General features: G+C 67.9%; 22 protein-coding genes and 3 pseudogenes. 12 read left to right on the plus strand and 13 right to left on the minus strand.

All coding sequences use genetic code 11. From position 1 onward, the window contains the following. Both ACZ67T_RS40665 and ACZ67T_RS40670 read left to right on the plus strand, forming a co-directional pair. A partial coding sequence (locus tag ACZ67T_RS40665) for a PP2C family protein-serine/threonine phosphatase (protein WP_469991353.1) occupies nucleotides 1-554 on the plus strand: 554 nt, incomplete at its 5' end. A gap of 231 nt (nucleotides 555-785) precedes the next feature. After that, entirely contained in the window at nucleotides 786-1,082 is a 297-nt protein-coding gene (locus ACZ67T_RS40670; RefSeq protein ID WP_469991355.1) for a hypothetical protein, read from the plus strand. Nucleotides 1,083-1,097: 15 nt separating this feature from the next. Here the strand turns inward: ACZ67T_RS40670 and ACZ67T_RS40675 are convergent, their stop codons facing one another. Next, nucleotides 1,098-1,817: a TetR/AcrR family transcriptional regulator gene (locus ACZ67T_RS40675; RefSeq protein WP_469991357.1), complete on the minus strand. Its 720-nt coding sequence runs from the start codon at nucleotides 1,815-1,817 to the stop codon at nucleotides 1,098-1,100. Nucleotides 1,818-1,912: 95 nt separating this feature from the next. Between ACZ67T_RS40675 and ACZ67T_RS40680 the strand changes: the two genes are divergently transcribed. The 3 genes and pseudogenes from ACZ67T_RS40680 to ACZ67T_RS40690 all read left to right on the plus strand — a co-directional run bounded on the left by ACZ67T_RS40680 (nucleotide 1,913) and on the right by ACZ67T_RS40690 (nucleotide 5,368). Next, the gene (locus ACZ67T_RS40680) at nucleotides 1,913-2,272 is read left to right on the plus strand and encodes a darcynin family protein (RefSeq protein WP_469991359.1); all 360 of its coding nucleotides are present in this window, start codon (nucleotides 1,913-1,915) and stop codon (nucleotides 2,270-2,272) included. Between the two features lie 532 nt (nucleotides 2,273-2,804). Continuing rightward, nucleotides 2,805-3,959: a PP2C family protein-serine/threonine phosphatase gene (locus tag ACZ67T_RS40685; protein WP_469991361.1), complete on the plus strand. Its 1,155-nt coding sequence runs from the start codon at nucleotides 2,805-2,807 to the stop codon at nucleotides 3,957-3,959. 91 nt (nucleotides 3,960-4,050) lie between these two features. Next, nucleotides 4,051-5,368: pseudogene (locus ACZ67T_RS40690) on the plus strand (IS701 family transposase). Nucleotides 5,369-5,647: 279 nt separating this feature from the next. Here ACZ67T_RS40690 and ACZ67T_RS40695 read toward each other — a convergent pair. The 4 genes from ACZ67T_RS40695 to ACZ67T_RS40710 are packed head-to-tail and all read right to left on the minus strand — an operon-like array spanning nucleotide 5,648 to nucleotide 8,853. Then, nucleotides 5,648-6,505 carry an aldo/keto reductase gene (locus tag ACZ67T_RS40695; RefSeq protein WP_469991363.1) on the minus strand — a complete coding sequence of 286 codons (858 nt, stop codon included), beginning with the start codon at nucleotides 6,503-6,505 and terminating at the stop codon, nucleotides 5,648-5,650. Beyond that, entirely contained in the window at nucleotides 6,502-6,936 is a 435-nt protein-coding gene (locus tag ACZ67T_RS40700) for a cupin domain-containing protein (RefSeq protein WP_469991365.1), read from the minus strand. The genes ACZ67T_RS40695 and ACZ67T_RS40700 overlap by 4 nt, the downstream gene beginning before the upstream one ends. Before the next feature lie 34 nt (nucleotides 6,937-6,970). Continuing rightward, entirely contained in the window at nucleotides 6,971-7,957 is a 987-nt protein-coding gene (locus ACZ67T_RS40705) for an aldo/keto reductase (protein ID WP_469991367.1), read from the minus strand. A 2-nt stretch (nucleotides 7,958-7,959) separates the two neighbouring features. Beyond that, nucleotides 7,960-8,853, minus strand: coding sequence for a helix-turn-helix transcriptional regulator (locus ACZ67T_RS40710; protein WP_469991368.1), 894 nt, complete (start codon nucleotides 8,851-8,853; stop codon nucleotides 7,960-7,962). Nucleotides 8,854-9,005: 152 nt separating this feature from the next. Here ACZ67T_RS40710 and ACZ67T_RS40715 point away from each other — a divergent pair, with 152 nt between their 5' ends. Further along, nucleotides 9,006-9,341 carry a carboxymuconolactone decarboxylase family protein gene (locus ACZ67T_RS40715; protein ID WP_469991370.1) on the plus strand — a complete coding sequence of 112 codons (336 nt, stop codon included), beginning with the start codon at nucleotides 9,006-9,008 and terminating at the stop codon, nucleotides 9,339-9,341. Nucleotides 9,342-9,552: 211 nt separating this feature from the next. On the opposite strand, the gene ACZ67T_RS40720 is transcribed toward ACZ67T_RS40715, so the two are convergent. The 3 genes from ACZ67T_RS40720 to ACZ67T_RS40730 form a co-directional block, all read right to left on the minus strand. Next, nucleotides 9,553-9,720, minus strand: a complete 168-nt coding sequence (locus ACZ67T_RS40720; protein ID WP_469991372.1) for a helix-turn-helix domain-containing protein — start codon at nucleotides 9,718-9,720, stop codon at nucleotides 9,553-9,555. 99 nt (nucleotides 9,721-9,819) lie between these two features. Next, entirely contained in the window at nucleotides 9,820-10,269 is a 450-nt protein-coding gene (locus tag ACZ67T_RS40725) for an SsgA family sporulation/cell division regulator (protein ID WP_469991374.1), read from the minus strand. 208 nt (nucleotides 10,270-10,477) lie between these two features. Further along, nucleotides 10,478-10,816 (minus strand): STAS domain-containing protein, encoded by a 339-nt coding sequence (locus ACZ67T_RS40730; protein ID WP_469331393.1) that lies wholly within the window; start codon nucleotides 10,814-10,816, stop codon nucleotides 10,478-10,480. A 354-nt stretch (nucleotides 10,817-11,170) separates the two neighbouring features. Here ACZ67T_RS40730 and ACZ67T_RS40735 point away from each other — a divergent pair, with 354 nt between their 5' ends. The 3 genes and pseudogenes from ACZ67T_RS40735 to ACZ67T_RS40745 all read left to right on the plus strand — a co-directional run bounded on the left by ACZ67T_RS40735 (nucleotide 11,171) and on the right by ACZ67T_RS40745 (nucleotide 12,630). Further along, nucleotides 11,171-11,803 carry a GNAT family N-acetyltransferase gene (locus ACZ67T_RS40735; RefSeq protein ID WP_469991376.1) on the plus strand — a complete coding sequence of 211 codons (633 nt, stop codon included), beginning with the start codon at nucleotides 11,171-11,173 and terminating at the stop codon, nucleotides 11,801-11,803. Nucleotides 11,804-12,064: 261 nt separating this feature from the next. Beyond that, nucleotides 12,065-12,256: pseudogene (locus ACZ67T_RS40740) on the plus strand (DUF742 domain-containing protein); the annotation flags it as partial. Between the two features lie 89 nt (nucleotides 12,257-12,345). Further along, nucleotides 12,346-12,630: a hypothetical protein gene (locus tag ACZ67T_RS40745; RefSeq protein ID WP_469991378.1), complete on the plus strand. Its 285-nt coding sequence runs from the start codon at nucleotides 12,346-12,348 to the stop codon at nucleotides 12,628-12,630. A gap of 149 nt (nucleotides 12,631-12,779) precedes the next feature. Here the strand turns inward: ACZ67T_RS40745 and ACZ67T_RS40750 are convergent, their stop codons facing one another. Then, nucleotides 12,780-14,372 (minus strand): FAD-binding oxidoreductase, encoded by a 1,593-nt coding sequence (locus tag ACZ67T_RS40750; RefSeq protein WP_469991380.1) that lies wholly within the window; start codon nucleotides 14,370-14,372, stop codon nucleotides 12,780-12,782. A 1,111-nt stretch (nucleotides 14,373-15,483) separates the two neighbouring features. On the opposite strand from ACZ67T_RS40750, the gene ACZ67T_RS40755 reads away from it, so the two are divergent. Continuing rightward, complete coding sequence (locus ACZ67T_RS40755) at nucleotides 15,484-16,182, plus strand: nucleotidyltransferase domain-containing protein (protein ID WP_469991382.1); 699 nt, start codon at nucleotides 15,484-15,486, stop codon at nucleotides 16,180-16,182. 423 nt (nucleotides 16,183-16,605) lie between these two features. On the opposite strand, the gene ACZ67T_RS40760 is transcribed toward ACZ67T_RS40755, so the two are convergent. The 3 genes from ACZ67T_RS40760 to ACZ67T_RS40770 all read right to left on the minus strand — a co-directional run bounded on the left by ACZ67T_RS40760 (nucleotide 16,606) and on the right by ACZ67T_RS40770 (nucleotide 19,203). Next, on the minus strand, nucleotides 16,606-17,628 hold the full coding sequence (locus ACZ67T_RS40760; protein ID WP_469991384.1) for a YihY/virulence factor BrkB family protein: 1,023 nt from the start codon (nucleotides 17,626-17,628) through the stop codon (nucleotides 16,606-16,608). Nucleotides 17,629-18,035: 407 nt separating this feature from the next. Continuing rightward, entirely contained in the window at nucleotides 18,036-18,395 is a 360-nt protein-coding gene (locus ACZ67T_RS40765) for a nuclear transport factor 2 family protein (RefSeq protein ID WP_469991386.1), read from the minus strand. A gap of 25 nt (nucleotides 18,396-18,420) precedes the next feature. Then, complete coding sequence (locus ACZ67T_RS40770) at nucleotides 18,421-19,203, minus strand: SDR family oxidoreductase (RefSeq protein ID WP_469991388.1); 783 nt, start codon at nucleotides 19,201-19,203, stop codon at nucleotides 18,421-18,423. Nucleotides 19,204-19,303: 100 nt separating this feature from the next. Here ACZ67T_RS40770 and ACZ67T_RS40775 point away from each other — a divergent pair, with 100 nt between their 5' ends. Continuing rightward, complete coding sequence (locus ACZ67T_RS40775) at nucleotides 19,304-19,822, plus strand: winged helix-turn-helix transcriptional regulator (RefSeq protein ID WP_469991390.1); 519 nt, start codon at nucleotides 19,304-19,306, stop codon at nucleotides 19,820-19,822. A gap of 333 nt (nucleotides 19,823-20,155) precedes the next feature. After that, a pseudogene (locus tag ACZ67T_RS40780) lies at nucleotides 20,156-20,488 on the plus strand (dienelactone hydrolase family protein); the annotation flags it as partial. 311 nt (nucleotides 20,489-20,799) lie between these two features. On the opposite strand, the gene ACZ67T_RS40785 reads toward ACZ67T_RS40780, so the two are convergent. Next, a complete protein-coding gene (locus ACZ67T_RS40785; RefSeq protein ID WP_469991392.1) occupies nucleotides 20,800-22,485 on the minus strand; it encodes an SWIM zinc finger family protein in 1,686 nt (561 codons plus the stop codon). Nucleotides 22,486-22,850: the final 365 nt, after the last annotated feature.

The following is a 22,850-nucleotide window of genomic DNA, read 5'->3' on the forward strand; positions in this document are numbered from 1 at the left end:
AGGGACTGGACGCGGTGCAGGCGGTGGCCGCGGTCCTGGCGGGTTTCCGGGTGTCCGCGCACGAATGGAAAGATCTCCCCCTCCTGGCGGACCGGTTGGAGCTGAGCATCGACCGCAACGTGACACGCACGACGCTCGGCGACGCCGAGCTGTTCGTGACCGCACTGATCCTGGAACTCGACCAGGACACCGTACGCATCATGGACTGCGGCCACCCGCCCCCGATCGCCGTCGGCCCCCACGGCGCCCGCATCCTGGCGACGACCCCCGCACTCCCCCTCGGACTCAAAGAACTCTCTCCCGTCCCGGGGCTGACGACCATGCACAGGCTGCCGCCCGGCGAAGTCCTCGTCCTTTACACGGACGGCATCAGCGAGGCCCGCAACTCCGACGGCGTTTTCTACCCCGTCGTGGAACGGCTCACCGAACACTTCCGCGGCACACAAAGGACGGATCCGGAGGCGGTCGTGGCGTTCCTGGAGACCGACACCAGGAACTGGTCGGCCACCTCCGAGAGAGACGACCAGGCCGTACTCGCCATGGCCTTCATCTGAAACGGCAAGGCCGCACACCGCACCTCTTCTCGCGGACCGTGATCTCCTTCGAGGCTTCGACACTCCGAAGATCAGCCAGTGGCCGTTCATCCATGCCGGCACCATCCCGATGCTGGAGCAAACCCCTGCATCAGGTCGAACCCCTACACCACTTCCTTGGACGCAACCCGAGCGTTGAAGATCGGGAAGATGTGCTGACGGTGATGACGCCTGTACCTCACTACCTACGGCATGTCTGAGCTGAGCTCAACAACCAACTGGACTGGGACAACCAGTAGTTCAGAGAAGCCTCCGTCTGCTGCTCCCCTACGCCCCGACCGCGCCCAGCGCGGCCAGCTCGTAGAGATCCGCGGCAACCTCCTGGACCGGATCGCCGACGCCGAGCGGGAAGGCTGGTTCGGCGAGATCGAAGGGCTCCGGGTCAGCCTCGCCGGCGCCGATTCCAAGATCTGCCAGATCGACTCGGCGCCAGCGGGCGGGCCCGTCCTGCTCGGGCTGTCGACACCGAGAGCGGAGCGGCAAGGATGATCAGGACGGTGCCGGTCAGGCTGCCGGGTCGCCCAGCATCGTCAGGATGTCGCCGACAGCGTGCTCGAAGAGGGGCTCGGGGTCACTGAGGGCGAAGTCGAGGTGTCCGAACACCTCGACCGCGACCGTCCCGTACAGCCGGGCCCAGCAGGCAACGAAGACATAGATCACTTCCAGCGGCACCGGCTCGCCAGCCAGGTGCTCGCGCACCTCCTCCAGCTGCGCGATCCACGCAGGGTCAAGGCCCACGGGCGCATGGAGGGCGCCGCGCCGCCAGAGCTGGACCATCAGGTCGAGGACGATGCCCCCGAAGCGCCAGCTGGGATCGTGCGCCTCTGCCCCGGGAGCGGTGTCGGCATCCTCTACAGGCTTGGCGAAAAGCAGAGCAAACTCCCGCGGGTGGGCCAGCGCCCAGCGGCGCAGTTCCTGGCACACCGCCCGCAGCCGCTGCCCGGGTTCCTCGGCCGGCAGTTGCTCGCGCGCCGCTGCCAGGGTGGCGGCGAGCTCGTCGTAGAGGTGTGAGACCAGGGCCTGGACCAGTTCCCGGTGGCCCGCGTAGTAGCGGTACAGCCCCGGTGCCGTCAGGCCCATCTCCCGGGCGACCGCCCGCACGGTCACCGCGGACGGCCCCGCCTCGACCAGCAGACGGCGGCTGATGCGCATCGCGTCGGCCAGCGCCTCGTCCCGCACGCGATGGCGGCGCCGTTCCGCCGTGGCTCCCGGGGTGTCCGTCATCTGGGCGGGCCTGCCTTCCGCTTGACAAAGTTAACAGGTATCACTTTAGCCCTCCGGTAAGAGTTAACGGTGTTAACAATTGCTTTGGGGGGCTCATGACGTACGGCATAGTGCTGACCTACACACTCACGCCGCGCTGGCTGGCGCTGCCGCGCGAGGAACGCAACCGGATGCGCGAGGCGCACATCGAGCCGGTCTTCGCCCGGTACGCGGAGCAGGTGACCGCCCGGTTCTTCGACACCGAGGCCTTCAGCGGCCGCTGCTCAGACTTCGCGGTCCTGGAGACCGAGGACCTGGGTGCCTACTACTTCCTCATCGAGGCCTTGCGCGACACCCCGCTCATCAGCGACGGCCACCTCGTCCTCGGCGAGGTCCTCCTCGGCGTCCGCGACGGCTTCCAGAGCTACGAGCGTCACCTCGCCCCGACCGCCCCGGCTGCGGAGGCCCACGCGTGAGCGGGCGCACCACTCGCGGAGGGCTCTGGCCGCTGCAGCTGATGCGGACCGCGGCCGTGCTGGTGCGGTGGAGGCTCGGCGGGCCCACCTGGCCAGCCGCAGCAAGCGCCGCACTGGCCGCCCTCGTGGCCGCACAGCAGGGCCTGGGCGAGGCCCGGATGCTTGCGGGCATCTGCCGCTCGGCATGGCGATCTTCCGATTGGCCACCGCCCTGGCGTACTGGACCTGCGCCTACGCTCCCGCCGCCGACGCGCGCATGGCTCCGGCGGAGGCTGCCAAGTGAGACACGCGGTTCGGCCGGCTCTCAGCCGGCGGGCGTTCCTGGGGCTGACCGCCGGCGCCGCGATCACGCTCAGCGCGGCCGGCTTCGGTCCTGCGGTGGACCTCTGAGCCAGCAGCGTGCCGAAGCTCCCCGGCATCCAGCGAATGGGGTGTGAGTGGCAAGAGGTCCTGGTCGTCAGGGTCGGCGACAGGCGACCGCACTGCCCGTCTCTCCGGTGCGCGCTGAGCAAGGGAGGTGTAGACAGGAGTCATGCCGCAGCGCCTCGAAGGACTTCGACGGCCGGTGCGAGCGGGTCGGGCGTCGCTCGCCGTCCCGATCGCGTGGATCGTTGCGGTGTCCGTGATCGACATTCTTGCCCCGCCCGACATCCATCTGGGTCCGCTGCTCGTCGCGGCCCCGGCGATCACGCCGTTGTTCGGCGGGCCCTGGTCGGTGGGCCTGGTCGCTGCATTGGCGGTGATCGCGCAGACGGTCATCGGGCTGGTGCGCGATCCTGACACGATGCTCTCGTCCAACCACCAGGCACAGATCATCGCACTGGTGTTGGTCGGCGCTAGCCTGGTGGTCTTCTGCGTATTCCGGGAGCGTCGCGCAAAAGAGCTGGCGCAAGTGCGGTACGTGTCCGAGGCCGCCCAGCGTGTGGTCCTGCCGCCGCTGCCCACGGAGATCGGGCCGCTGCGCGTCGCTTCTCTATACCTTGCAGCAGAAGCGGAGGCCCAGATCGGCGGGGATCTGTACGCGGCGGCCCGCACCACGACCGGCACCCGGCTGATCGTCGGTGACGTGCGGGGCAAGGGGATGACCGCGGTCAATGACGCCGCCTTGCTGCTCGGAGCGTTCCGCGTCGCCGCCCACCGTCAGGCGAGCCTGGGCGAGCTGGTGAGCTACCTCGACCGAAGCGTGTGCTGGGACCTGATGGAGCCGGGCGAGACGGGCTGCTACGGGGAAACGTTCATCACCGCCAACATCCTGGACATCCTCGACCGGAACGGCAGGGTCGAGATCGTCGCCTGCGGGCATCCGCCGCCGGTCGTCCTGCGCAACGGCCGACCGACGACGCTGGACGCCCTTCATCCCGCACCCCCGCTGGGCCTGGGCGAAATGGCGCATCCGCGCTACCAGGTCGACAGTTTCCCCTTCGAGTCGGGAGACCTTCTGCTCCTGTACACCGACGGCGTCACGGAGGCCCGCGACGCCAGCGGCACTTTCTACCCGCTCGTCGAGCGCATCACGGGCTGGACCGAGAACGACCCCGACGTCTTCCTCGGTCGCTTCCGGCGCGACCTGCTGCACCACGTCGGCGGACACCTGAACGACGACGCGGCCATGATCGCCGTAGGACGCACTGCACACCCCTGGCCTGATCGGTCTCGACAGGACCCACCAGGGAGGCCTTACCGGTAGTTCGTTAAATCCGGTGGTGTGTGGGTTGACGGCAGGTCGGGTTGGTCGTAAGCCGGGTGGGAGGAGTCAACTGCCTTGCTGGGGGCTGAAGATGACCGCTCGCCGTCCGTGTCCGCCCGCGCCGGGGCCGTTGGAGGACTACGCGTCCCGGTTCGACGACCTCTTCTTCAGCCTGGCCCAGCGGCGAGGGTTTCGCGAGTACCTGACCGGACTGCTGGCGCCGCGGGAGCGGAACAAGACGATCACCTGCCTGGCAGGGGGCGAAACCGGTGGCAGGTGCGGCGATGCCGGGGGTGCAGCGGCTCCAGTTCTTCCTGTCCGAGTCGCCCTGGGAGGCCGAGCTGGTCAACGACCGGCGGCTCGAGCTGCTGCGTGAGGAGCCGTCGACGGCTCCTCACGGTGGCGGGGTCATCGTGATCGACGATTCCGGGGACCGCAAGGACGGCACGGCGACCGCGCACGTGGGCCGGGAGTGGCTGGGCCGGTTGGGAAAGACAGACAACGGCATCGTGACGGTGACCACGGTGTGGACCGACGGCCGCGTCTACTACCCGTTGCACGCGACTCCTTACACCCCTGCCCATCACTTCGCCCGCGGCCGTTCCGATCAGGTCTTCCGTACGAAACCGCAACTGGCTGCCGCCCTCGCGGCCCGGGGGAAGGAGGCGGGCTTCGGCTGCCGGGCGGTGGTCGCCGACTGCGCCTACTCCGTCAGCGACGACTGGTACCTCGTACTGCGCGAGGCCGGCCTGCCCTACGTGGTCGCGCTCAAGCCGCACCGCGGCACCTGAGCTCCGGCCGACCAGCCACACACCCCCATCGAAGCGGCCCACGCCCTGAACTGGCGCAATGCCAAGCGTCCAGGCGACTGGACACCCGTGGAGCGTCACTTCCGCGACGGGCACACCGAGACCTGGTGGGCCGCTGACGCCCGCCTGGGCGGCTACGGCCCCGACGCACCCCATGCCACCACCAGCCCGCACCCGCCGGCCGACCTCGCCGAGATCGTCCGCCTCTACGGACTGCGGCCATGGATCGAGCAGAGCTACAAACAGATCAAGGACGAACTCGGCTGGGCCGACTTCCAAGTCCGCTCCGACCGCGCCATCCGCCGCCACCAGACCCTGGTCAACTGCGCCTTCTCCTTCTGCTGGGACCAATGGTTCGCCCCACCCGGACCCCTCGATGCCACCGCGCCGGACCCCTGCCCCGACGAAGGGCCAGAGAGGGGGACCGGCACCGTCCCACCAGCCCCAACAGCCCTGCTGGCCCAGGGCCTTACGAGCCATCCGTTCCTGGCTCACCCCCGCCGTCACCCTCAACCGATGGTGGCAAGCCTGGACGGACACCGACCCACCCTCCGAGCTCCAGGCCCTGATCGACGCGATCACCACCGGACACGGCATTGACCTCTACCTCCGGATTTAACGAACTACCGGTAATCGGGTCTGCATTCACGCAGCCCAGAGATTCAGTGAACTCGACAAGCCCCATCGGGGCCAACTCAAAAGCACAGTGCGCCACGTGTCGTGCTCAAGGGCCAGGTAGCGCGCTCAGTCACACGTTCTTGTGACTGGGCACTGTGCACTTGAGTTGGCACCATTCGCCAACTCAAGTGCACACAGTGGAAGCCTTCACCGCGGCGGGACGGGATCTTCGTCCCGGCTCCAGCCGACACTCGTCCGGCGTCACTTACCGCTGTAGACCGGGAACGCGCCATGCTCGCCGTAGTCCACGTCGCGCAGGCCCCGCAGGGCATCCATGTCATCGCCGGAGATCGCGAAGTCGACCTCGGCGTTGGAGCGCATGTGCTCGGGGTTCGCCGTCTTCGGCAGCGACACCGTGCCCAACTGCAGGGTGTAGCGGATGCACAGCTGCGGGACGGACACGCGGTACTTTTCTGCCATCGCCTGGACCTCGGCGTTCTGCAGGATCGCTCCGTGTGCGATCGGCGAGTACGCCTCGACGAGGATGTGCTTGCCCTCGCAGTAGTCCAGGAGCTCTGAGGGGGTGTTGCCGGCGTGTACGAGCAGCTGGTTCACGTGCGGCACGACGGTCGCGCCCTGCAGGATGTTCTCCAGGTCCTGCTGCTGGAAGTTGGACACCCCGATGGAGCGGATCCTGCCGGCCTGATGGGCCTCTTCGAGCGCGCGCCATGCTTCGCGGTTGCCCTTGGCGTAGTCGCCGCCGCGGAAGTCGTTCCAGGGCTGCGGGCTGTGGATGAGCATCAGGTCGATGTACTCGATCCCGAGTTTTTCCAGTGACCCGTCGATCGCGTCGACCGCCTGGTCGTAGTCCTTGATCTCCGCTGCGAGTTTGGTCGAGACGAACAGCTCGTCGCGGGGCACGCCGGCGGTGCGCACGCCCTCGCCGACGCCGCGCTCATTGCCGTAGGCCTGGGCGGTGTCGATGTTGCGATAGCCGATCTCCACGGCTGCGCGGACCGCCTCAGCCGCCTGGTCGTCGTCGATGAACCAGGTGCCGAGCCCCAGCTTGGGGATCTCGACGCTGTTGGACAGCGTGTAGGTCTCGTCCAGGATGGTCATGCGGTTGCTCCGTTCTTCGGCAGCTCGCCGTACGCCTCGTCGGTGACGGGCTCGAGCCATTCGTTGCTGACGTCTTCGCCAGGGGTGATGAAGGCGACGTGGGAGAACCACGCGTCGGCCTTCGCGCCGTGCCAGTGCTTCGTGCCCGCCGGCACACGGATCACCGTTCCCGGCTCCATGCTGACGGGGTCCTCGCCCTCGGCCTGGTACCAGCCGCTGCCCGCCGTGCACAGCAGGATCTGGTCTCCGCCGCCGCCGTTGCCGTGGTGGATGTGCCAGTTGTTGCGGCAGCCCGGCTCGAAGGAGACATTGCTGACGGGAACGCTCCCCGAGGCGAGCGGAGCCAGGTAGCTCTGGCCGATGAAGTACTGCGCGAAGGCGTCGTTCTTCTCCCCGCGCGGGAAGATCTGGTCGAATCCGTTGACAGTCATTTCGTTCTTTCCTTCTGTTTCAGTGCGTCCCGCCCTAGCGGTTGACGTAGGCCATGTGCTGGGCGTTGTAGCGGTCGCCGCTGACGCCGACCCGCTGGGCGAGGCTGTCGAGGTCGGCGACCTCGTCCGCGGACAGGGCCAGGGCCGTCGCGGCGTTGTTCTCCTGGATGCGTGCCGTGCGGCGGGTGCCGGGGATCGGCACGATCCATGGCTGCTGCGCGAGAAGCCAGGCCAGGGCGATCTGGCCCGGCGTCGCGCCCTTGACTTCGGCGAGCTGCCGGACGTGGTCGACGAGTGCCTGGTTCGCGGCCAGGTTCTTTGCCTCGAAGCGCGGGACCCGATGGCGGATGTCCCCGTCGGTGAAGGACGTGGACGTGTCGACGGTGCCGGTGAGGAAGCCCTTGCCCAGAGGGCTGAACGGCACGAACCCGATGCCGAGCTCGGCGAGCGTGGGCAGCACCTCGGCCTCGGGGTCCCGCGTCCAGAGCGAGTACTCGCTCTGGACCGCGGTCACGGGGTGGACGGCGTGTGCGGCGCGGATGGTGGCGACCGATGCCTCGGAGAGCCCGAAGTGCCTGACCTTCCCCTCGGCGATCAGCTCGCCGACCGTGCCCGCGACGTCCTCGATCGGCACATCGGGGTCGACGCGATGCTGGTAGAACAGGTCGATCGCCTCGCTGCGCAGCCGCTTCAGGGACTCCTGCGCGACGCGGCGGATCTGCTCGGGACGGCTGTCGAGGCCGACACTCCGGCCGTCCTGGATGTCCCATCCGAACTTGGTGGCGATCACGACCTGGTCGCGGATCGGCTCCAGCGCCTCACCGACCAGCTCCTCGTTCACGTACGGCCCGTAGACCTCGGCCGTGTCGAAGAAGGTCACGCCCTCGTCGACCGCGGAGCGCAGCACCGCGATCATGTCGTCGCGGCTGCCGGGGTTGGGGCCGTAGCTCTGGGACATGCCCATCGCGCCGAGCCCGATCGCGGACACATCCAGGCCGCGTCCGAGTGTTCTGGTGTGCATCGTCATCCCTTTTGGATCGTGGTCGGGGGCCCGCTGCGGGGCGGTACTGCGGTGGACGTCGCGGCGAGGCTCGCAAGCAGCTGCAGGCGCTCCTGGCTGGGTGAGCCGGGCTCCGCGGTGTAGATGAGGAAGGACAGTCCGGGCTCGGCGGTCAGCTCCATCCCCTCGTACGTCAAAGTGAGGTCGCCGACCTCGTGGTGGTGGAACTCCTTGGTGCCCGATCCGTGGCGGCGCACATTGTGTGCTCCCCACCGGGTGCGGAACGCGTCGCTGCGCGTGGACAGCTCGCCGATCAGGTCGTGCAGCTGCTTGTCCCGGGGGTCTCTGCCGGCTTCGGTGCGCAGGATCGAAACGGTGACGTCCGCGGCCGCCTCCCAGTTGGGGTAGAACGCCTTGGCCCGTTCGTCGAGGAAGCAGTAGCGCGCCAGGTTTTCTTGTCCGGGGCCGTCGAACACCTCGTCGTAGAAGGCGCGCCCGAGGGCGTTGATCGCGAGGACGTCCATCCGTCCGTTGCGCACGAACGCGGGCCCGTGGTCGATGGCGTCCAGCGCACGGGTCAGGCTGTCTCTGGGCACCCATTTCTTCGGCCTGCGCCGGCGCACGGGCCGGGCGGCGCCATTGGCTGCCCGGGCGAGGTCGAAGAGGTGCTCGCGCTCGGCGTCGTTCATCTGCAGCGCCCGGGCGACCGACTCGAGGACGGCGTCGGAGACGCCGGCCAGGTGACCGCGCTCGATCTTGGCGTAGTACTCCGGGCTCACGTCCGCGAGCATCGCCACCTCGCCCCGGCGCAGGCCCGCCACCCTCCGGTGCCCGGAGACCGTCAGTCCAGCCTGCTCGGGAGTGAGGTTCGCTCGACGGGACATGAGGAACTCCCGTGCTTCGTTCCTGGCGTCCATGCCTTCCACGCTAGAGCGCGAAGCCGCTGTGAGGCACGCCCTGCCAGTACACCCCTCACCAGGGACTCCCTCGCCCGGCATGTCTGGCGATGTCATTGACATTGCACCGTCGACGATCGACCGACGGATGTCACCGCAGATAGGGAGAGATCATGGCTGAGAACACGAGCACCGGCTGGAGCGGCGGGAAGAACGCCTTCGGCGACTTCGCCCCGGGGATGATCCATTACACCGACAGGGTCCTCTTCGACGAGGTCTGGGAGCGCGAGGGCCTGTCCAAGCGCGACCGCAGCCTCGTCACCATCTCCGCGCTGACCGCGCTCGGGAAGATGGACCAGCTGCAGTTCCACCTCACCTTCGCCCGCCAGAACGGCGTCACCGACGAGGAGCTGCAGGAGGCCCTGCTGCACTTGGCGTTCTACTCCGGCTGGCCCAACGGCATGGGAGCGACGAGCGTGCTGAAGAACATCGTCGAGCAGCAGGACTGAGCACACACCAGGCGCGGCCGTCCGTGCCCGCATGCTCCCAGGAGACACCAGTCGTGCCGGGACAACGCGAAGGCGCGCCCTACCCACCACGGTGCGCCGCCAGCGCCAGCGCGGTACGGCGCTCTGCACGGATCAAGGCCGACCCGGCGTGGCTCATTGTGCAATTACCGCCAGCCCGGTCGAGCCCGTCGGCGCAGGCGGGGGCGGACCGTCAGGACGTGGACTTGTTGCGAGTGCCACCGCCGCGTTGGCGCAGGGTGACGCCTGCCTCGGTGAGGATGAGGTGCACGAAGCCGTACGACCGTCCGGCACTGTCCGCGGTGCTCCGGATGGAAGCGCCGCTCTCGTATGCGGCCTTCGGGCAGAACGGTTGAGTCATCGATGAGATTGATGCCCTGGAGGTCCGGTCCGGCCACGCAGGCTCCTGCCGAGTAGCCGCCGTAGGCGAACTCGGAACATCCGTGTCATTCCTGTCTGTTTACCGCACGGCGGGCGGGTCCTGACCCTCGTCGAGCAGTTGGTCGAGTTCCGCGTCGGCCTGCATCGACTGTGCCTCGCTACCGAACGGCATCATGGCGTGGCTGCGCTCCAGGTAGAGCAGCAGCGCCTGGTGGTCGAAGTGGATGTGGGCCTCGCCCCAATCGTTGCGGACTCGCAGCAGGACCGCGAGCGGCTCGGCCTGCTCAGCCACAGGCTCCACGGTGACGTCTCCTGTGCCCGCTGTACCGGTGAGGCCGGCGGACAGCAGGTCCCGCGAGATGACCCAGCAGGCGCTGCCATGGCCGGACCGGGACACGATCAGGCCGACGACGAGCGGGTCGTCGGTGGAGTACCTGAGCTTGATGTCGCACTGCTCGCGGTCGCCGCCGGGCAGGGTGACGAACCCCCGTGTGATGCCTTCGATTTGACGGTCACGGTCAGGACTCACCCTGCCCATCCTCTTCCCCATTGCATCCGCACGCCGACGGCTCGTGCGCCATCGCATGTACGTCTCAAAGATCGAACATAGCCATGTAGCCGGGCATGCACCCGACACCGGCCGGGGGTGGGCGTCAAGCCTTCGCAACGTCTTCGGAAGAGCTCGCACACCACTCGGCTCACCATGCGGCGGTGGAGCCGATTCGTCGCCTCTCATGTCACTCCATCGCGGCTTCCGCCGAGTCATAGATCTGCAAGGACCGGTGCAGGTTCGTGATCTGGAAGATCTGGAGGACATTCGGGTTCGTGATGACCAGCCTCAGGTCACCGGCGTGTGTACGGATCCGCTTGCCGATGCGGACGAAGAGCCCCAGGCCCGTCGAGTCCATGAACGAAACCCCCACCAGGTCCACGATGAGACGATGCCGGCCCGCCTCGATGCACGCGCTCACGTACTCCCTGATCCGCGGCACGGTGGAGACGTCGACCTCGCCGTGGACCTCGACGACGGCCCAGCCCTTTTCGTCACGGTGGCTGATTGCAAATTCCGGGTGCATGGTCCGCCTAACGGCGATGCCCTGGAGAGAGGTTTCGGGCCGTGCCTACCGCACACTCGTTCCGCATATGCCACGACCGTGGCCATGACCTCACCCACGAGCACGCCCAAATCCAAAGCCCCACCTCCGCGAAGGCGCGACATGCCAACCGCGGGACGCTGTCGGGGGCGGTACTCGGCACAGTGCGGAGCTCGAAGCAGATCAAGGCCCGGCTGCGGCGAACTGTGCGGTTACGGCTGGCCCGGTCACTGACGATGCCCCACGCGGTCCCAGCTGGCAGCCGTGGCGTGAGAAGCCCATCTCCCCGTGAGACACACTTGCGGGAGCGCTCCCACACCTACAAGGATCTGCGTCATGACTCCCCCGCCGGCTTCACAGGCAACCCTTCGCCCTTATCGCCCCGAGGACCGCGACGCCCTCTTCGACATCTGCGCACGAACCGGACACGAGGGCGGCGACTCCCGCCACCTCTACCCGGACCCGGAGCTCCTCCCGAACATCTTCGCCGCGCCCTACGTCGTCCTCGAACCGGACCTTGCTTTCGTCGTCGAGAACGGCGGACGGGCCGTCGGATACATCGTCGGTACGGCCGACACCGCATCCTTCGTCGCCCGCTACCGCGTCGAGTGGCTTCCCGGCTTGACGGACCGCTACCCCGCCCTTGTACAGCCCCCGTCCACCCCGACCGAGGTGATGACCGACTTGATGCACCGCCCGGAACGGATGGTGCTCCCGGAACTGGAGGCCTACCCGGCCCATCTCCACATCGATCTGCTGCCCTCCCACCAGCGGCACGGGTACGGGCGGCAGCTCATGGAGACCTTCCTCAGCGCCCTCCACGCCCAGGGTGTCCCGGCGGTCCACCTCTCCATGGTCACCAGCAACACCCCGGCCCGTGCCTTCTACGACCGCGTCGGCTTCCACGAGATCGCCGTCCCGGACCCTGGGCCTGTCACCTACCTAGGTCGGGCCACGACCAGCCCCTGACCCAACGGCCCGGAGAGCTCAACGAAAGATCGAGTCCGCCGCGTGGATCAGAATCAGCGTATGGCCGCGTTGATCAGAATCAGGTATGTACGAACCGTTCCGGCTCCGTCGGCGGGCACCGCCACGCCAGCCGGCCAGGTCCGGCCATCTCTGCAGTCACGGGGCGCGATCCTTGGTCTGCCCCCGCCTCTATGCGCCGACCGGGCCCGCCCTTCTTCGACGAGTCGTGGTACCTGCCGGACTATATGACTCTGCCGAAACCCCCACGACGTCATCACCATCACCGGCCGGCTGAGCATCCCTCTCGGGGTCACCCGAATCCTCGTTGCAGACCTGGCAGAAGCCGGCCTTGGAGAGATCGATACGGAGCCGACGGCTACCGCCCTGCGGAGGAAGCGATCTCAGACTTGCAGTCGGCGCCGTTGCCGCGGAAGGGTCGTAGGCGCGCGTTGAGCCACGGCACGGTGGCGGCGCCGGCGTTGTGCTGCTTGCTGTCGGAGCTGCGGGGGGGCTGGTGTGTCGGGAGGGGATCTTCCGACAACGTGGCGGCCGACACGTACAGGCAGTCACGGCAAGCGGTCGATGATTTCACCGAGCAGCACAAGGACATTTCTCCTGACTCCTTGAGTGAGGCCACGGCGGCGCAGGCTCGTGGTGACGCGCGGACGGAGCTGAACGTCCAGATGCAAAATTCCTACTGTTTCGACCCGAAGGAGCGGGCTCAGGCTCAGAGTTGGCTCGCCTTGATGGACCAGACGGCCGCGAGGGAAGCTCAGCAGCCGGCTCCCGAACAGACCGGGTGTTTCTGGCATGCCGAGGAGTGCTGAGCGGCGGTGCCGGAGAACACGATCGCGCCAACGACACGCGGCTCCGGCGTAGTTGACGGTGTCCGCCCGTACGGAAGATACGGATCAGACCTGGAGAACAGGCGAATCAGCCGCCTGCTCGACAAGGTCGGGCCCAGCGGACTCGGGGCTCAACTTGAGCCGATTGCTTGCGGGTAGTCGAAGAAGCCGGTCGGATCGTACTTCCGCTTCACCTTGACCAGACGGGGGTAGTTCGTGCCGTAGTAGGCCTCCCGCCAGTTCTTCAGCGTCGGGTCGGGGAAGTTCTGGTATGCCTGGTCGGGCGACTTGCGGGGGAAGATGTCGTCGTAGAACTGCTTGAGCCAGTGGAGGTTGGCCCTGGCGACGTCGGGGCGGTCGTAGTCCGCCCACGAGGTCTCGGCGGCGAAGACGAAGAGGTCGTTTCGGTGTACGAACGCAGTCGCGTTCGGCGCTACCTCGTTGATCTCACCGCCGAGGGCGAACATGGCGAACCCGGCTCCGTCCTCGTTGTTGCTGCCGGGCCAGTCCAGCAGGCGCTCGGCTGCCGCGACGACCTGCTGATCGGTCAAGAGGGTGCGGGAGTCCAGGATCGCCGATTTGGTGGCAAAGCGGTCGACGGGTGTGGTGGCGCTCAGCAGTTCGCTCGCCTCACCGGGCGTGACCTGCCGAACGGAAGCGCTGTTACGGTCGCGTTCCTCGGTCGTGCCGATCTTGAGCAGCGGGTCGAGGATGGCGCGCAGTTCCTGCACGGTGCCGTAGAACTGGCCGATGGCGTTGACGTTGGCGTTCGCATGGATCTGCGTCTGGGTCGTCCCGTTGGTGCCGATGCCCAGCCGCAGATGGAACCGCCTGTCGCCCGCGGTGTCCTGGGCGATGCGCTGTGCGGCGGCGATCACCGGCAGTACGGAGTCCAGGCTCCAGCGGAGCTGGTAGAAGCCCACGGTGCCTTCGAACTGCTCGTACTGGAAGGTGAATGAGGTGTGGACACCGAAGTTGTTGCCGGCTCCGCCGCGGCAGGCCCAGAACAGGTCGGGGTGCGAGTCCTTGTCGGCCTTGATCGTGTGTCCGTCGGCGAGGACGACGGTTGTGGCGATGAGCCGGTCGCAGGTCAGGCCGAACATCTTGTCGCTGAAGCCGATACCGCCGCCGAGCACTAGCCCCGCGACCCCGACGCTGGGGCAACGACCGGTCGGCACGAACATGCCATGGTCCTCCAACATCGGGTGCAGGTCGCCATTGGTGACGCCGGCGTCCACGGTGACGGTACCGGCGTCGTGCACGACCTTCATCGGCCCGTAGACGCGGGAGCGGGCACCGCCCGGCGCCGGGGTGGAGACGATGCTCTTCATGCGGGCCATGTTCAGCAGCAGGCCCGTGGTGGTAGAAAACCCGGCGTAATTGTGTCCCAGCCCCGAGCGCGGCACGGCGGGCAGCCCCACCGAGCGAGCCCAGCGGATCGATGCGGACACGTCCTTGGTGGTCGCGCAGGCGACAATGCCGGCAGGTCGAATTCCGGCGTACCTGTGGTTGAACGGCAGGGCCAGCGACTCGTATTCAGAGCCGTGCGGCCGGTAGAGCGTGGCCCCGGGGGACAGCGCGTCAGCCAGCCGCTTCCACTCCCGAGCGCCGACCGGCCCTGCCGCCTCAGCTGCCGCAGCCGCACTGTCCGGTGCCTGCAGACCCAGCGCCCCACCAATGCCGCCCAGCACACCTGCCCGCAGCACGTCCCGCCTGTCGATCACAGTGACCTACCCTCACGCAGCGGTCGCAGGCTCGTCCTGCGATTCCATCGGCCAGTTCACTGGTCGTCGACCGGCGCCACCCCCGTCTGCCGTCCACTCGCCACACCCACCACGCGAAAGGACGAGAGACGCACCGCCAAACAGCTCAGACACCGGTACCGCCGGCCCGTCGAACGCACCATGGCCTGCCTCGCCGGATGCCGACGTCTTCGCTGCCGCTACGAACGTGCCGTCAGCGCCTTCGCCTGCGGTACTCGGCAAAGGCGCTGACGGCTTTCCGGACACCGGTGAGAGGCGCCACGAAGCCGTCCTGGGGCAATGCCGCTACCTACCAGTGCCTCATACCGCTAGACGCCAGTGGTCCGAAGGCCAGATTCGCCACGCCAGCAGGCAGCCCCAAGGAGTCCGGCGATGGCAGAGAAGCAGCATGCAGTCACTGACGCTGTAACAGCACTTCGCACTTGGGCCGGGCAAGAAAGCGACGACATGCTCGTCTCGAATTCTCATGACGCCCCGCGGCAAGGTCCTCGGCGCTGCGGGCCCCCTACACAGAGACCATAGAGGTCCTCGCGGATCCCCGTGTCCGCAGCGAGAGTTGGGCCGACAGCGAGAATCAGGACGGCGACGGCTCCCTGTCTCACGATGACCTCGACGACGATGCCAGCGACCGAAGCGACCGTGGATCCGTCCTCCGTGAAGCGGAGGACGGTGAGGAGACCGTCGAGCCGGTGAGTGGGCAGGCCGCTGCGTTGCTACGGCTTGCCACTGGCGGACCCGGCTGGAGCTGTCCACCGCGCTCTTCGGGTACTTGGAAATCTTCCACAACCGACAGCGCAGGCACTCCGCGCTGGCATGCTCAGCCCGGTGGAGTACGAACTCCGCACCCCACCAGTAGCGTGAATCCAAGCAACTCGACTCCACCCAACTCGGGACAGTCCGCAGCCTCCACCGATCCCGGAGCGGTTCACGGCAGCAGTTGTGCGCGAGTTCGGAAGGCCGTTAGCGGTCACCTCGGCGAGGGATGTTCACGAGATTTGACAGCGCCGCTGTGCCGCCGCGGCGTGTGAAGAATTCGCTGTGCCTTGGGGAGGGCTGTCCGTAGGGTTCCTGCATGGACGACCCCGTACTCACCGCCCGCGACCTGATACGGGACCGGTTTCCCGCCGCCCGAGCAGCCTTCCTCGCCGGCAGCGTGCTGACCGACCGCCGGACGCCCACCTCCGATCTGGACATCGTGGTCCTCCTCGACGGGCCGCCCGCACCCAACCGGGAGAACCTGATCTACCGCGGCTGGCCGGTGGAGCTGTTCGTGCAAACGGAGGCTGTCTGGCACAGCTTCGCCGACCAGGAGACCGCGAAGCGGAGTTCGCCGCTACTCGCCATGTGTTCCGCCGGCATGCTCCTGGTGGACAGGGATGGACTGGGCGCTTCGCTCCAGGCCGAGGCGCGACAGCGGTGGGCCGCGGGCCCGCCGCCGCTCTCGGACCGCGAGCGGGACTACCAGCGGTACGTCCTGACCGACCTGCTCGACGACCTGCATGGCTGCGCGGACCCTGCCGAGCAGGTGCACTTGGTCGCGCACATCCTGCACCGCGCCTCGGAACTGGTCCTGCTGGTCGGCGGGCACTGGCTCGGCGGAGGCAAGTGGTTGTCGCGGCGGCTGGCTGCGGCCGACCCCGGGCTGCACCGCACGTTGACCGCTGCCGCCGCGCAGGCGATCGCCGGGGACACAAACGTGTTCGCCGCGGCCGTGACACAGGTGCTGGAACGAGCCGGCGGCCCGCTGTGGGACGGGTACGCCATCCGATGAGTCAGCGGGGCGTGGGATACACGGCTACGCCACTCCAGGGCTTACGACCCTGCAGGCGGCTGCAGTTGGCTATGCCGAGAGACGGCACAGGGCGCGAGACGACTCGCCACGGGCGGCGGCTCTGTGCTCCTCAAGCTCCGTCATGACGTCGCGATCGACCATGGCCTTGATGTGGCGGCGGACCTCGTAGGTGCTGGTCTGTTTCGTCTGGCGCAGTGCCTTGAGGTCAACGGCTATGCGCCCGTAGAGCTACTCGTTGTGGGCCACGGTGGCAATTGCCAGGACGGTGATCGGCCGTGCCGGCGACCGGTAGGCGGCTTCGGACACCCGCTCTCACAGCGTTCGACGAGGCGGCGTCGGCCTTCAGCAGACAGCGGGGCGTTGCGGTGAAGTGCGAGGGACCCACTGGCGTGCCGGTCGCCATCAGAGCTTGCGGGTATCGCGGGGCTCGGCGTACGGCTCGTCGCCCGGTGGGAGGCCTCCTTCGATGGCACGTCCGCGTTCGAGTTCAGCGTTGAACTCCAGCCCGAGCAGGATCGCGATGTTCGTGAGCCACAGCCAGATCAGCGCGACGATGGGGGTGGCGAACGTGCCGTAGGTCTTGTTGTAGCTGCTGAGGTTGGCGACGTAGAGAGCGAACAGCGCGCAGGCGATGAGCCAGATGACTACCGCCAGGGCTGCGCCGGGCATCACTCGCCGGACTCGGCGTTTGACGTTGGGTGCGGCCCAGTACAGCAGCATGACGATCAGCACGACCAGGATGAGCATGACGGGCCATTTGGCGATGTTCCACGCGGTCACCGCCGTGTCGCCGAGCCCCAGGACCGACCCCATCTTCTTGGCCAGGGTGCCGGTGAAGACGACGCCGACCGCGGTAAGGGCCAGGAGGATCACCACCGCCGCGGTGATGGCGAGGCGGACCGGCAGGGTCTTCCATACCGGCCGGCCCTCACCGATGTCATAGACGATATTGGAGGCGCGCATGAAGGCGGCGACGTAGCCGGAGGCCGACCACAGCGCCAGGACGACACCGATGATCAGCGCGATCAGGGCCTTGCCCTGGCCGCCCTTGAGCTGCTCCAGCATGGTGGTGAGGATGTTGCGCAAGGACCCGGGCGCGATGCTGGAGAGGTTCTTGATCAGCGAGTCGATGGTAGAAGGACTCAGCAGGCCCAGAATGGACACAAGAGCCAGCAGAGCAGGGAAGATGGCCAAGACTCCGTAGTAGGTCAGGGCGGCCGCCCAGTCCGTGAGATTGTCCTCTTTGAACTCGCGCATAGTGCGCTTGACGGCGCCTCTGGACGAACTCTCTTCCGCGGCACCTTTCTGGGATGCACGGCCGGCATCGCCGCCGTGGCTCTCCCCGCCGGCGCGCGCAGGGCTGTCTGCGCCACCATCGTTACCGCCCTTGTGTGCCTGGGGGCCATCCGAGGAGGGCGTTGCCACATTGACTCCTTCGTCGAGCGCCGACACCCGCGACAGTCGGCGCGCTCTGCCTCGCCTGCACTCCAGCGGCAGATGCCGGCCGTCGAGGCGGTCGGCGGGACCGCACCCCCATCACACCTGCGGAGCTGGGTATCTGCGAGTGGACGGCACCCACATGGGCCAGCCGACCAGCGCCGGAGACATCCCCCAGGAGACCGTGCTCAGCAACTCCTTCGGCTTCGGCGCGCAGAACGTCTTACTCATCGTCACCGGCGCACGGCACCCAGTCTCCCGTACAGCCCCGATTCCTCAGACGTGCAGATGCTGATCTGTGAATGGATGCCGAACTGCGCAGAGGGCTTGCTCTTCGTCCGGTGGCTGGGTGGGGTCTCGCTCGTGGGTGGGACATGGGTGCTGCGGGAGCGGGCTCAGGGTTCGATGGAGAGGTGTTCGATGAGGTCGTCACGCAGCGTGAACTGATAGCGCAGATCGATGGTGCCGCCGGGGAAGTTGCCTTCGAGGTGGCGTGTGGCGATGTAGTGGGCCGGGTGGGTCTCCTGGGCGTTCGTGAGGTGGATGGTGTAGGTGAATTCGGTGGCGGATCGATCCAGCCACCGCTCGATCGCGGCGCTGCCCTGGTAGGTGTTGCCGTCGTCGAGCACTGTGGCGTCGTCGGTGAAGGTCGTGACCGCTGTGGCGGTGTCATGGGCGCGGTGCGCTGTGAGGTAGCGGGTGATCACCTCGGGCAGGTCGTCCGGGGCGATGGTGCGGGGCTGCTTGTCGTGCATGACGCTCCTGTTGGTGATGGCGGGTTCAGACGGTGGGGGTGGTGCCGCCGTCGATGACGTGTTCGGCGCCGACGATGGCCGAGGCGCGGTCGGAGACGAGGAAGGCGACGAGTTCGGCGACTTCCTCGGGCTGATTGGGGCGGCCGAGCGGGATGCCTCCGAGGCTGTCCATGAGCCGGCCCAGCGCCGCTTGCTGGGTGATGTCGGCGTCGTGGGCGATCCGGGCGACGAGGTTGTCGGCGGCCGAGGTCTGGACGAAGCCGGGCGAGACGGTGTTGACGCGGACGCCGTGCGGGGCGACCTCGTTCGCCAGGCCCTTGCTGTAGGTGGTCAGGGCGGCTTTGGCGGCGGCATAGGCCAGGGTGCCGTTCCACAGCGACATGCGGCGCTGGATCGAGGTGACGTTCACGATCGCGCCCTTGCCCAGGGCGATCATGTGTGGGAGGAGTGCGCGGTCCAGGCGGACGGCGGCCAGCAGATTCGTGTTCAGTTCCCTGGCCCAGTCGTCCTCGCTCAGCGCCACGAACCCTCCGGCTGGCGCCTCGGATCCGCCGAGGGTGTTGACCAGGATGTCGACGCCTCCCGCCCGGGCATCCACCTCGGCAGCCACGTGTGCGGCGCCTTCGGCGGAAGACAGGTCGGCAGCGATGAAGGTCTTCTCCTCAACGTCGTGGGGGCGGCTGCGGGCCGTGACCAGCACGGTCGCACCGGCCTGGGCGAGGCGCCGGGCGATGGCGGCTCCGGTGCCCTTGGTGCCGCCGGTGACCAGAGCGCGCCGGTGTTCGAGGGATTCGCTGATGGTGGTCACGGTGTGTTCCGTTTCCGGATGCGGGGCGTGCGAGCCGCCACCCCGATCTCTACTGCTAAAATAGAAGCTACTAACTTCGATTTTAGCAGTAACCGAGGGGATGATCGCCGTGGCAAGCCGGATCAGGCTGGAGGACCGAGAGTGCCCGCTGTCCACGACGGTGGAGCACGTCGGCGAGTGGTGGACGCTGCTGATCCTCCACGATGCCTTCGACGGCTACACCCGCTTCGACCAGTTCCAGGAGAGCCTGGGCATCTCCTCCAGCATGCTCACCACCCGGCTGAAGACCCTCGTTGCGGACGGCCTGCTGGAGCGCCGGCCCTACCAGACCAGCCCCGTCCGGCACGAGTACGTACTCACCGAACTCGGGCGCTCCCTGCGTCCGGTGATCGTCGCCCTGGCCGCGTGGGGCAACTCCCGCCTCACGCCGGCGGAGCGCAGCATGATCCTCGTCGACGCGCACAGCGGCGCGGAGGTCGAGCCCGTCGTCGTCGACGCCAAGACCGGCCGTCGACTCGACGACAGCGCCGCCTACGTCTTCACCGCGGGCCCCGCGGCCAGCGACGCGATGCGCAGCCGCTACGCGGAACGGCTCGTCATTCCCGCGGAAGAGGCGTAAGCCCGCCCGGAAGAGCCTCGTACAGCCCCGAGCCGGGCCGCAAGCACGGACTGCCCTTGACCAGCCTCGCGGCATCGACTTGTCGCCTGGGCGATACCTGCCAGCCCTCCGCTCATTGAGAACTGGATCAAGCTAAGTGGTAGTCCCCGTAAATCCTTCGGGGATTGACTCCGGAACCTGTGTCGTGCGTGGTAACGGGGCTGGTGCTGCCGTGGGAACGGGGGTTGTGACGGATCTTGTGAGCCATCGCCGCATGTCAGAGGTGCACCCGCGCTGTTCTGCCAGCGGTGAACCCCGGCCCGACCGGGCTCGACGGTCCCTACGGTCCGGTCTATGACGACGATTACCACGCGCACGGTCGAGTACCCGGCCGACGGCCTGACGATGATCGGGCCCCTCCCGCTCCCGGCCGGTGTCGACCGCCGGCCCGCAGTCTTGCTCGGACCAGAGGGCATGGGGCTCAGCGACGTAGAGCGCCGCCGGGCCGATGCGCCTGATGCTCTCGCTGAGCTGGGATATGTAGCGCTGGCCTTCGACCTCCACTGCGGGCGCTATTTAGGTGACCCCGAGGAGATGCTGGCCCGTTGCATGCCACTGCTCGCCGACCCCGACCGGATGCGGGGCATCGGCCACGCGGCGCTCGACGTGTTGTGCGCCGACCGCCGGCGTGGCCGGTTCGCCGAACAGGGATTGCCGGGCTCAAAAACACCCCAGTGCGCGCTTCCTGGATGAACCAAGTGGAGATCTACTTCTCCGTCGTGCGGCGCAAGGTGGTCCACCCCAACGACTTCACAGGCCTCGCTCAGGTCAGGGACCGGCTCCGAGCCTTCGAAGACCGCTACCGGGATTCATGTCGCTGTTCCGGCGCCGTGTTGGCCTGGCTCTTGTCGGATCTACTGCTGCCCGCCGCACTTGGGCCCGCACCTTGGAATCAACCGCGACACCCATCGTGGACCAGCGCCCCGTGCCCGGCTGAGTCACAGCCCGTGCCGGTCAAGGATGGTCATCAGCTTGCGCCTGCGCTTCAGTTCCGCCCGCAGTGCACAGACGTACGCGGTGAACTCACCCAAGGTGTCCAGCGCTCCGTGACAGTCACGGGCACCCCGCAGCAGCAGAGCCATGCGCTCATAGACACGGTCCCCTGTCGGCTCCTTCAACTGTTCAACCATGCGCAGGTACACCGCGAGCGCCTCGGCCGGCCGCGTCGTGCGCGAGAGGTCGGCGAGCTGCTGCCACTGCCGGTCGTCGGCGCCACCGGACGCCTCCCGCCAGGCGGCGTCCAGATCTCTGTCATCCAGCAGCGCGTCCATCAGCACAGACCCGCCGAAGCGTCTGTCGCGCCCCTGGCGGGCATCCTCCCGCAGGACCGCGAGCGCCGCCTCACGCTCACTCTCCCAGCCTCCCACGGCCCCAGCAGCGGTGCGCAGTTGCTGGTAGGCAGTCAGGGAGCGCGCCGCCCGCAACCGGTCCCGTCGGACCGAGACCGCCTCGGCCGCCCGGCCCGCCTGTGCGTATCGGGCGCACACGTAATCGACCAGACGGCCGTCGACATGGGCCTCAGTGGAGGTGTCTCGCAGCCCGCGCTCCGCCCAGGCAAGCGCCTCGCTTTCGCGGCCCGCCGCGTCGAGTTCTTCGGCGATGCGCAGATGCGTGGCACCGGAGGGGAGCAAGTCCTTTGCATACAGGGCGACCAGCGCATCCACGTCGCCCTCCGCCTTGACCAGACGCTCCATGAGGTACTGCTCCGCCCAGCCGTGCGGGCTGCGCCGGAGCGCCTCGGCCGCCAGCTGCCGCATGCGGGCCAGTCCGGCCGGCCCCAGCACATCGGCATAGTCGAGCGGATCCAGGTCCATCACGTCGTTCCCGTCCCCGAGCACATGACTGACCAGCCACTCGGCCAGCCGCTCCGGGTCGGGGCGCGCTTTCCGGCACGCCTGCTTGTGGGCATCCACCACCGCATGGGCGGCCTGCCCGACCATGCCGTCGGAATCGTCGATCTCCCCAGACGCCTCGTCGAGTATCCGGATCGTCTCCTCAGCCAATCCGGCTGCCTGCTCCGCCTGCCCCCCGACGGTCAGGGCGCGCAGCGCGTCCGCCGCCGCCTCGACCTGCCGTGCGTACCCACGGGCGTCCGAATACTCCACGTACCCGTACCGCTCGAACGGCCGCGGGTCGACCAGCGTCAGAACCCGCTCCCGGACCGTATCCAGATCAATGTGGGCGGCCGCAGCCCGCAGCTCCAGCCGCCTGCGCAGCTCCCGATCCCCGGCGACCTGCTCCCGCACCAACGCCACAAGCTCCTCGCGAGACAGTTCCGTGAGCCACGCCTCCAGGCCCAAGGCCCGTGCCCGGGCCGCGGCCCGCTGACGTGGAATCGCCGCCCGGCGGAGCACGGTCAATCCCACCGCCACGCAGTGCTTGCAGAAGTTGCCCTCCTGCCCGTACGGGCAGTCACACCACCCCAGGACCCCGGTCCCGGCGCCCTCACCGAGGGTGAGCTCCACCTCATAGACGTCGGAACCATGCACCCTGGCGGTGACCGCAGCGTCACCCACCTCCAGGCCGCTGACCGCATCCAGATACCCCACACCCCGCTCGAAGGACCGAGCCCCGGCCAAGGTCCGCAACTCGTCCTCGCCGAATCCCACCGCGTTCTGTGCCACACAGGACATTCAACCGCTCTCGCAAGATCACGTCGAGGTCGGTCCCGGATGCGTTCTGGGCGGCCCAGCGGACCTTGACGGCGACGGCGTCTGCCGTGTTTTCCCCGGCCCGCAAAGCGGCGGGAATCGGCCCGGTCACGCCGGCGGTTCCCCACCGAGGCGGCGGTCCCGTTCCCCGTCACGGGTCTGGCCAGTTGCCAGTCGGCGTAGTGGCGGCAGAGACCGGCAAACCGTCGGCAGTACGGCTCCTCACTTCGTCGCAATGCCGCTGTCTTACGCGCGCCGGGCACAGCACTGGCCCGCTGAGCAGCACACCGAAGACCGGGGGTTCCGCGATCCGCGATCGCTGAGCAGAACACACCCAG

It is taken from the genome of Streptomyces sp. NPDC107517 (assembly GCF_055582645.1).

Coding starts and splice junctions, on each gene's coding strand:
- ACZ67T_RS40705 (WP_469991367.1), bottom strand. CDS start 7,957: ATGCACACCAGAACACTCGGACGCGGCCTGGATGTGTCCGCGATCGGG.
- ACZ67T_RS40735 (WP_469991376.1), top strand. CDS start 11,171: ATGACTCCCCCGCCGGCTTCACAGGCAACCCTTCGCCCTTATCGCCCC.
- ACZ67T_RS40685 (WP_469991361.1), top strand. CDS start 2,805: ATGCCGCAGCGCCTCGAAGGACTTCGACGGCCGGTGCGAGCGGGTCGG.
- ACZ67T_RS40710 (WP_469991368.1), bottom strand. CDS start 8,853: ATGGACGCCAGGAACGAAGCACGGGAGTTCCTCATGTCCCGTCGAGCG.
- ACZ67T_RS40755 (WP_469991382.1), top strand. CDS start 15,484: ATGGACGACCCCGTACTCACCGCCCGCGACCTGATACGGGACCGGTTT.
- ACZ67T_RS40675 (WP_469991357.1), bottom strand. CDS start 1,817: ATGACGGACACCCCGGGAGCCACGGCGGAACGGCGCCGCCATCGCGTG.
- ACZ67T_RS40730 (WP_469331393.1), bottom strand. CDS start 10,816: ATGCACCCGGAATTTGCAATCAGCCACCGTGACGAAAAGGGCTGGGCC.
- ACZ67T_RS40680 (WP_469991359.1), top strand. CDS start 1,913: ATGACGTACGGCATAGTGCTGACCTACACACTCACGCCGCGCTGGCTG.
- ACZ67T_RS40715 (WP_469991370.1), top strand. CDS start 9,006: ATGGCTGAGAACACGAGCACCGGCTGGAGCGGCGGGAAGAACGCCTTC.
- ACZ67T_RS40695 (WP_469991363.1), bottom strand. CDS start 6,505: ATGACCATCCTGGACGAGACCTACACGCTGTCCAACAGCGTCGAGATC.
- ACZ67T_RS40720 (WP_469991372.1), bottom strand. CDS start 9,720: ATGACTCAACCGTTCTGCCCGAAGGCCGCATACGAGAGCGGCGCTTCC.
- ACZ67T_RS40765 (WP_469991386.1), bottom strand. CDS start 18,395: ATGCACGACAAGCAGCCCCGCACCATCGCCCCGGACGACCTGCCCGAG.
- ACZ67T_RS40670 (WP_469991355.1), top strand. CDS start 786: ATGTCTGAGCTGAGCTCAACAACCAACTGGACTGGGACAACCAGTAGT.
- ACZ67T_RS40775 (WP_469991390.1), top strand. CDS start 19,304: ATGATCGCCGTGGCAAGCCGGATCAGGCTGGAGGACCGAGAGTGCCCG.
- ACZ67T_RS40700 (WP_469991365.1), bottom strand. CDS start 6,936: ATGACTGTCAACGGATTCGACCAGATCTTCCCGCGCGGGGAGAAGAAC.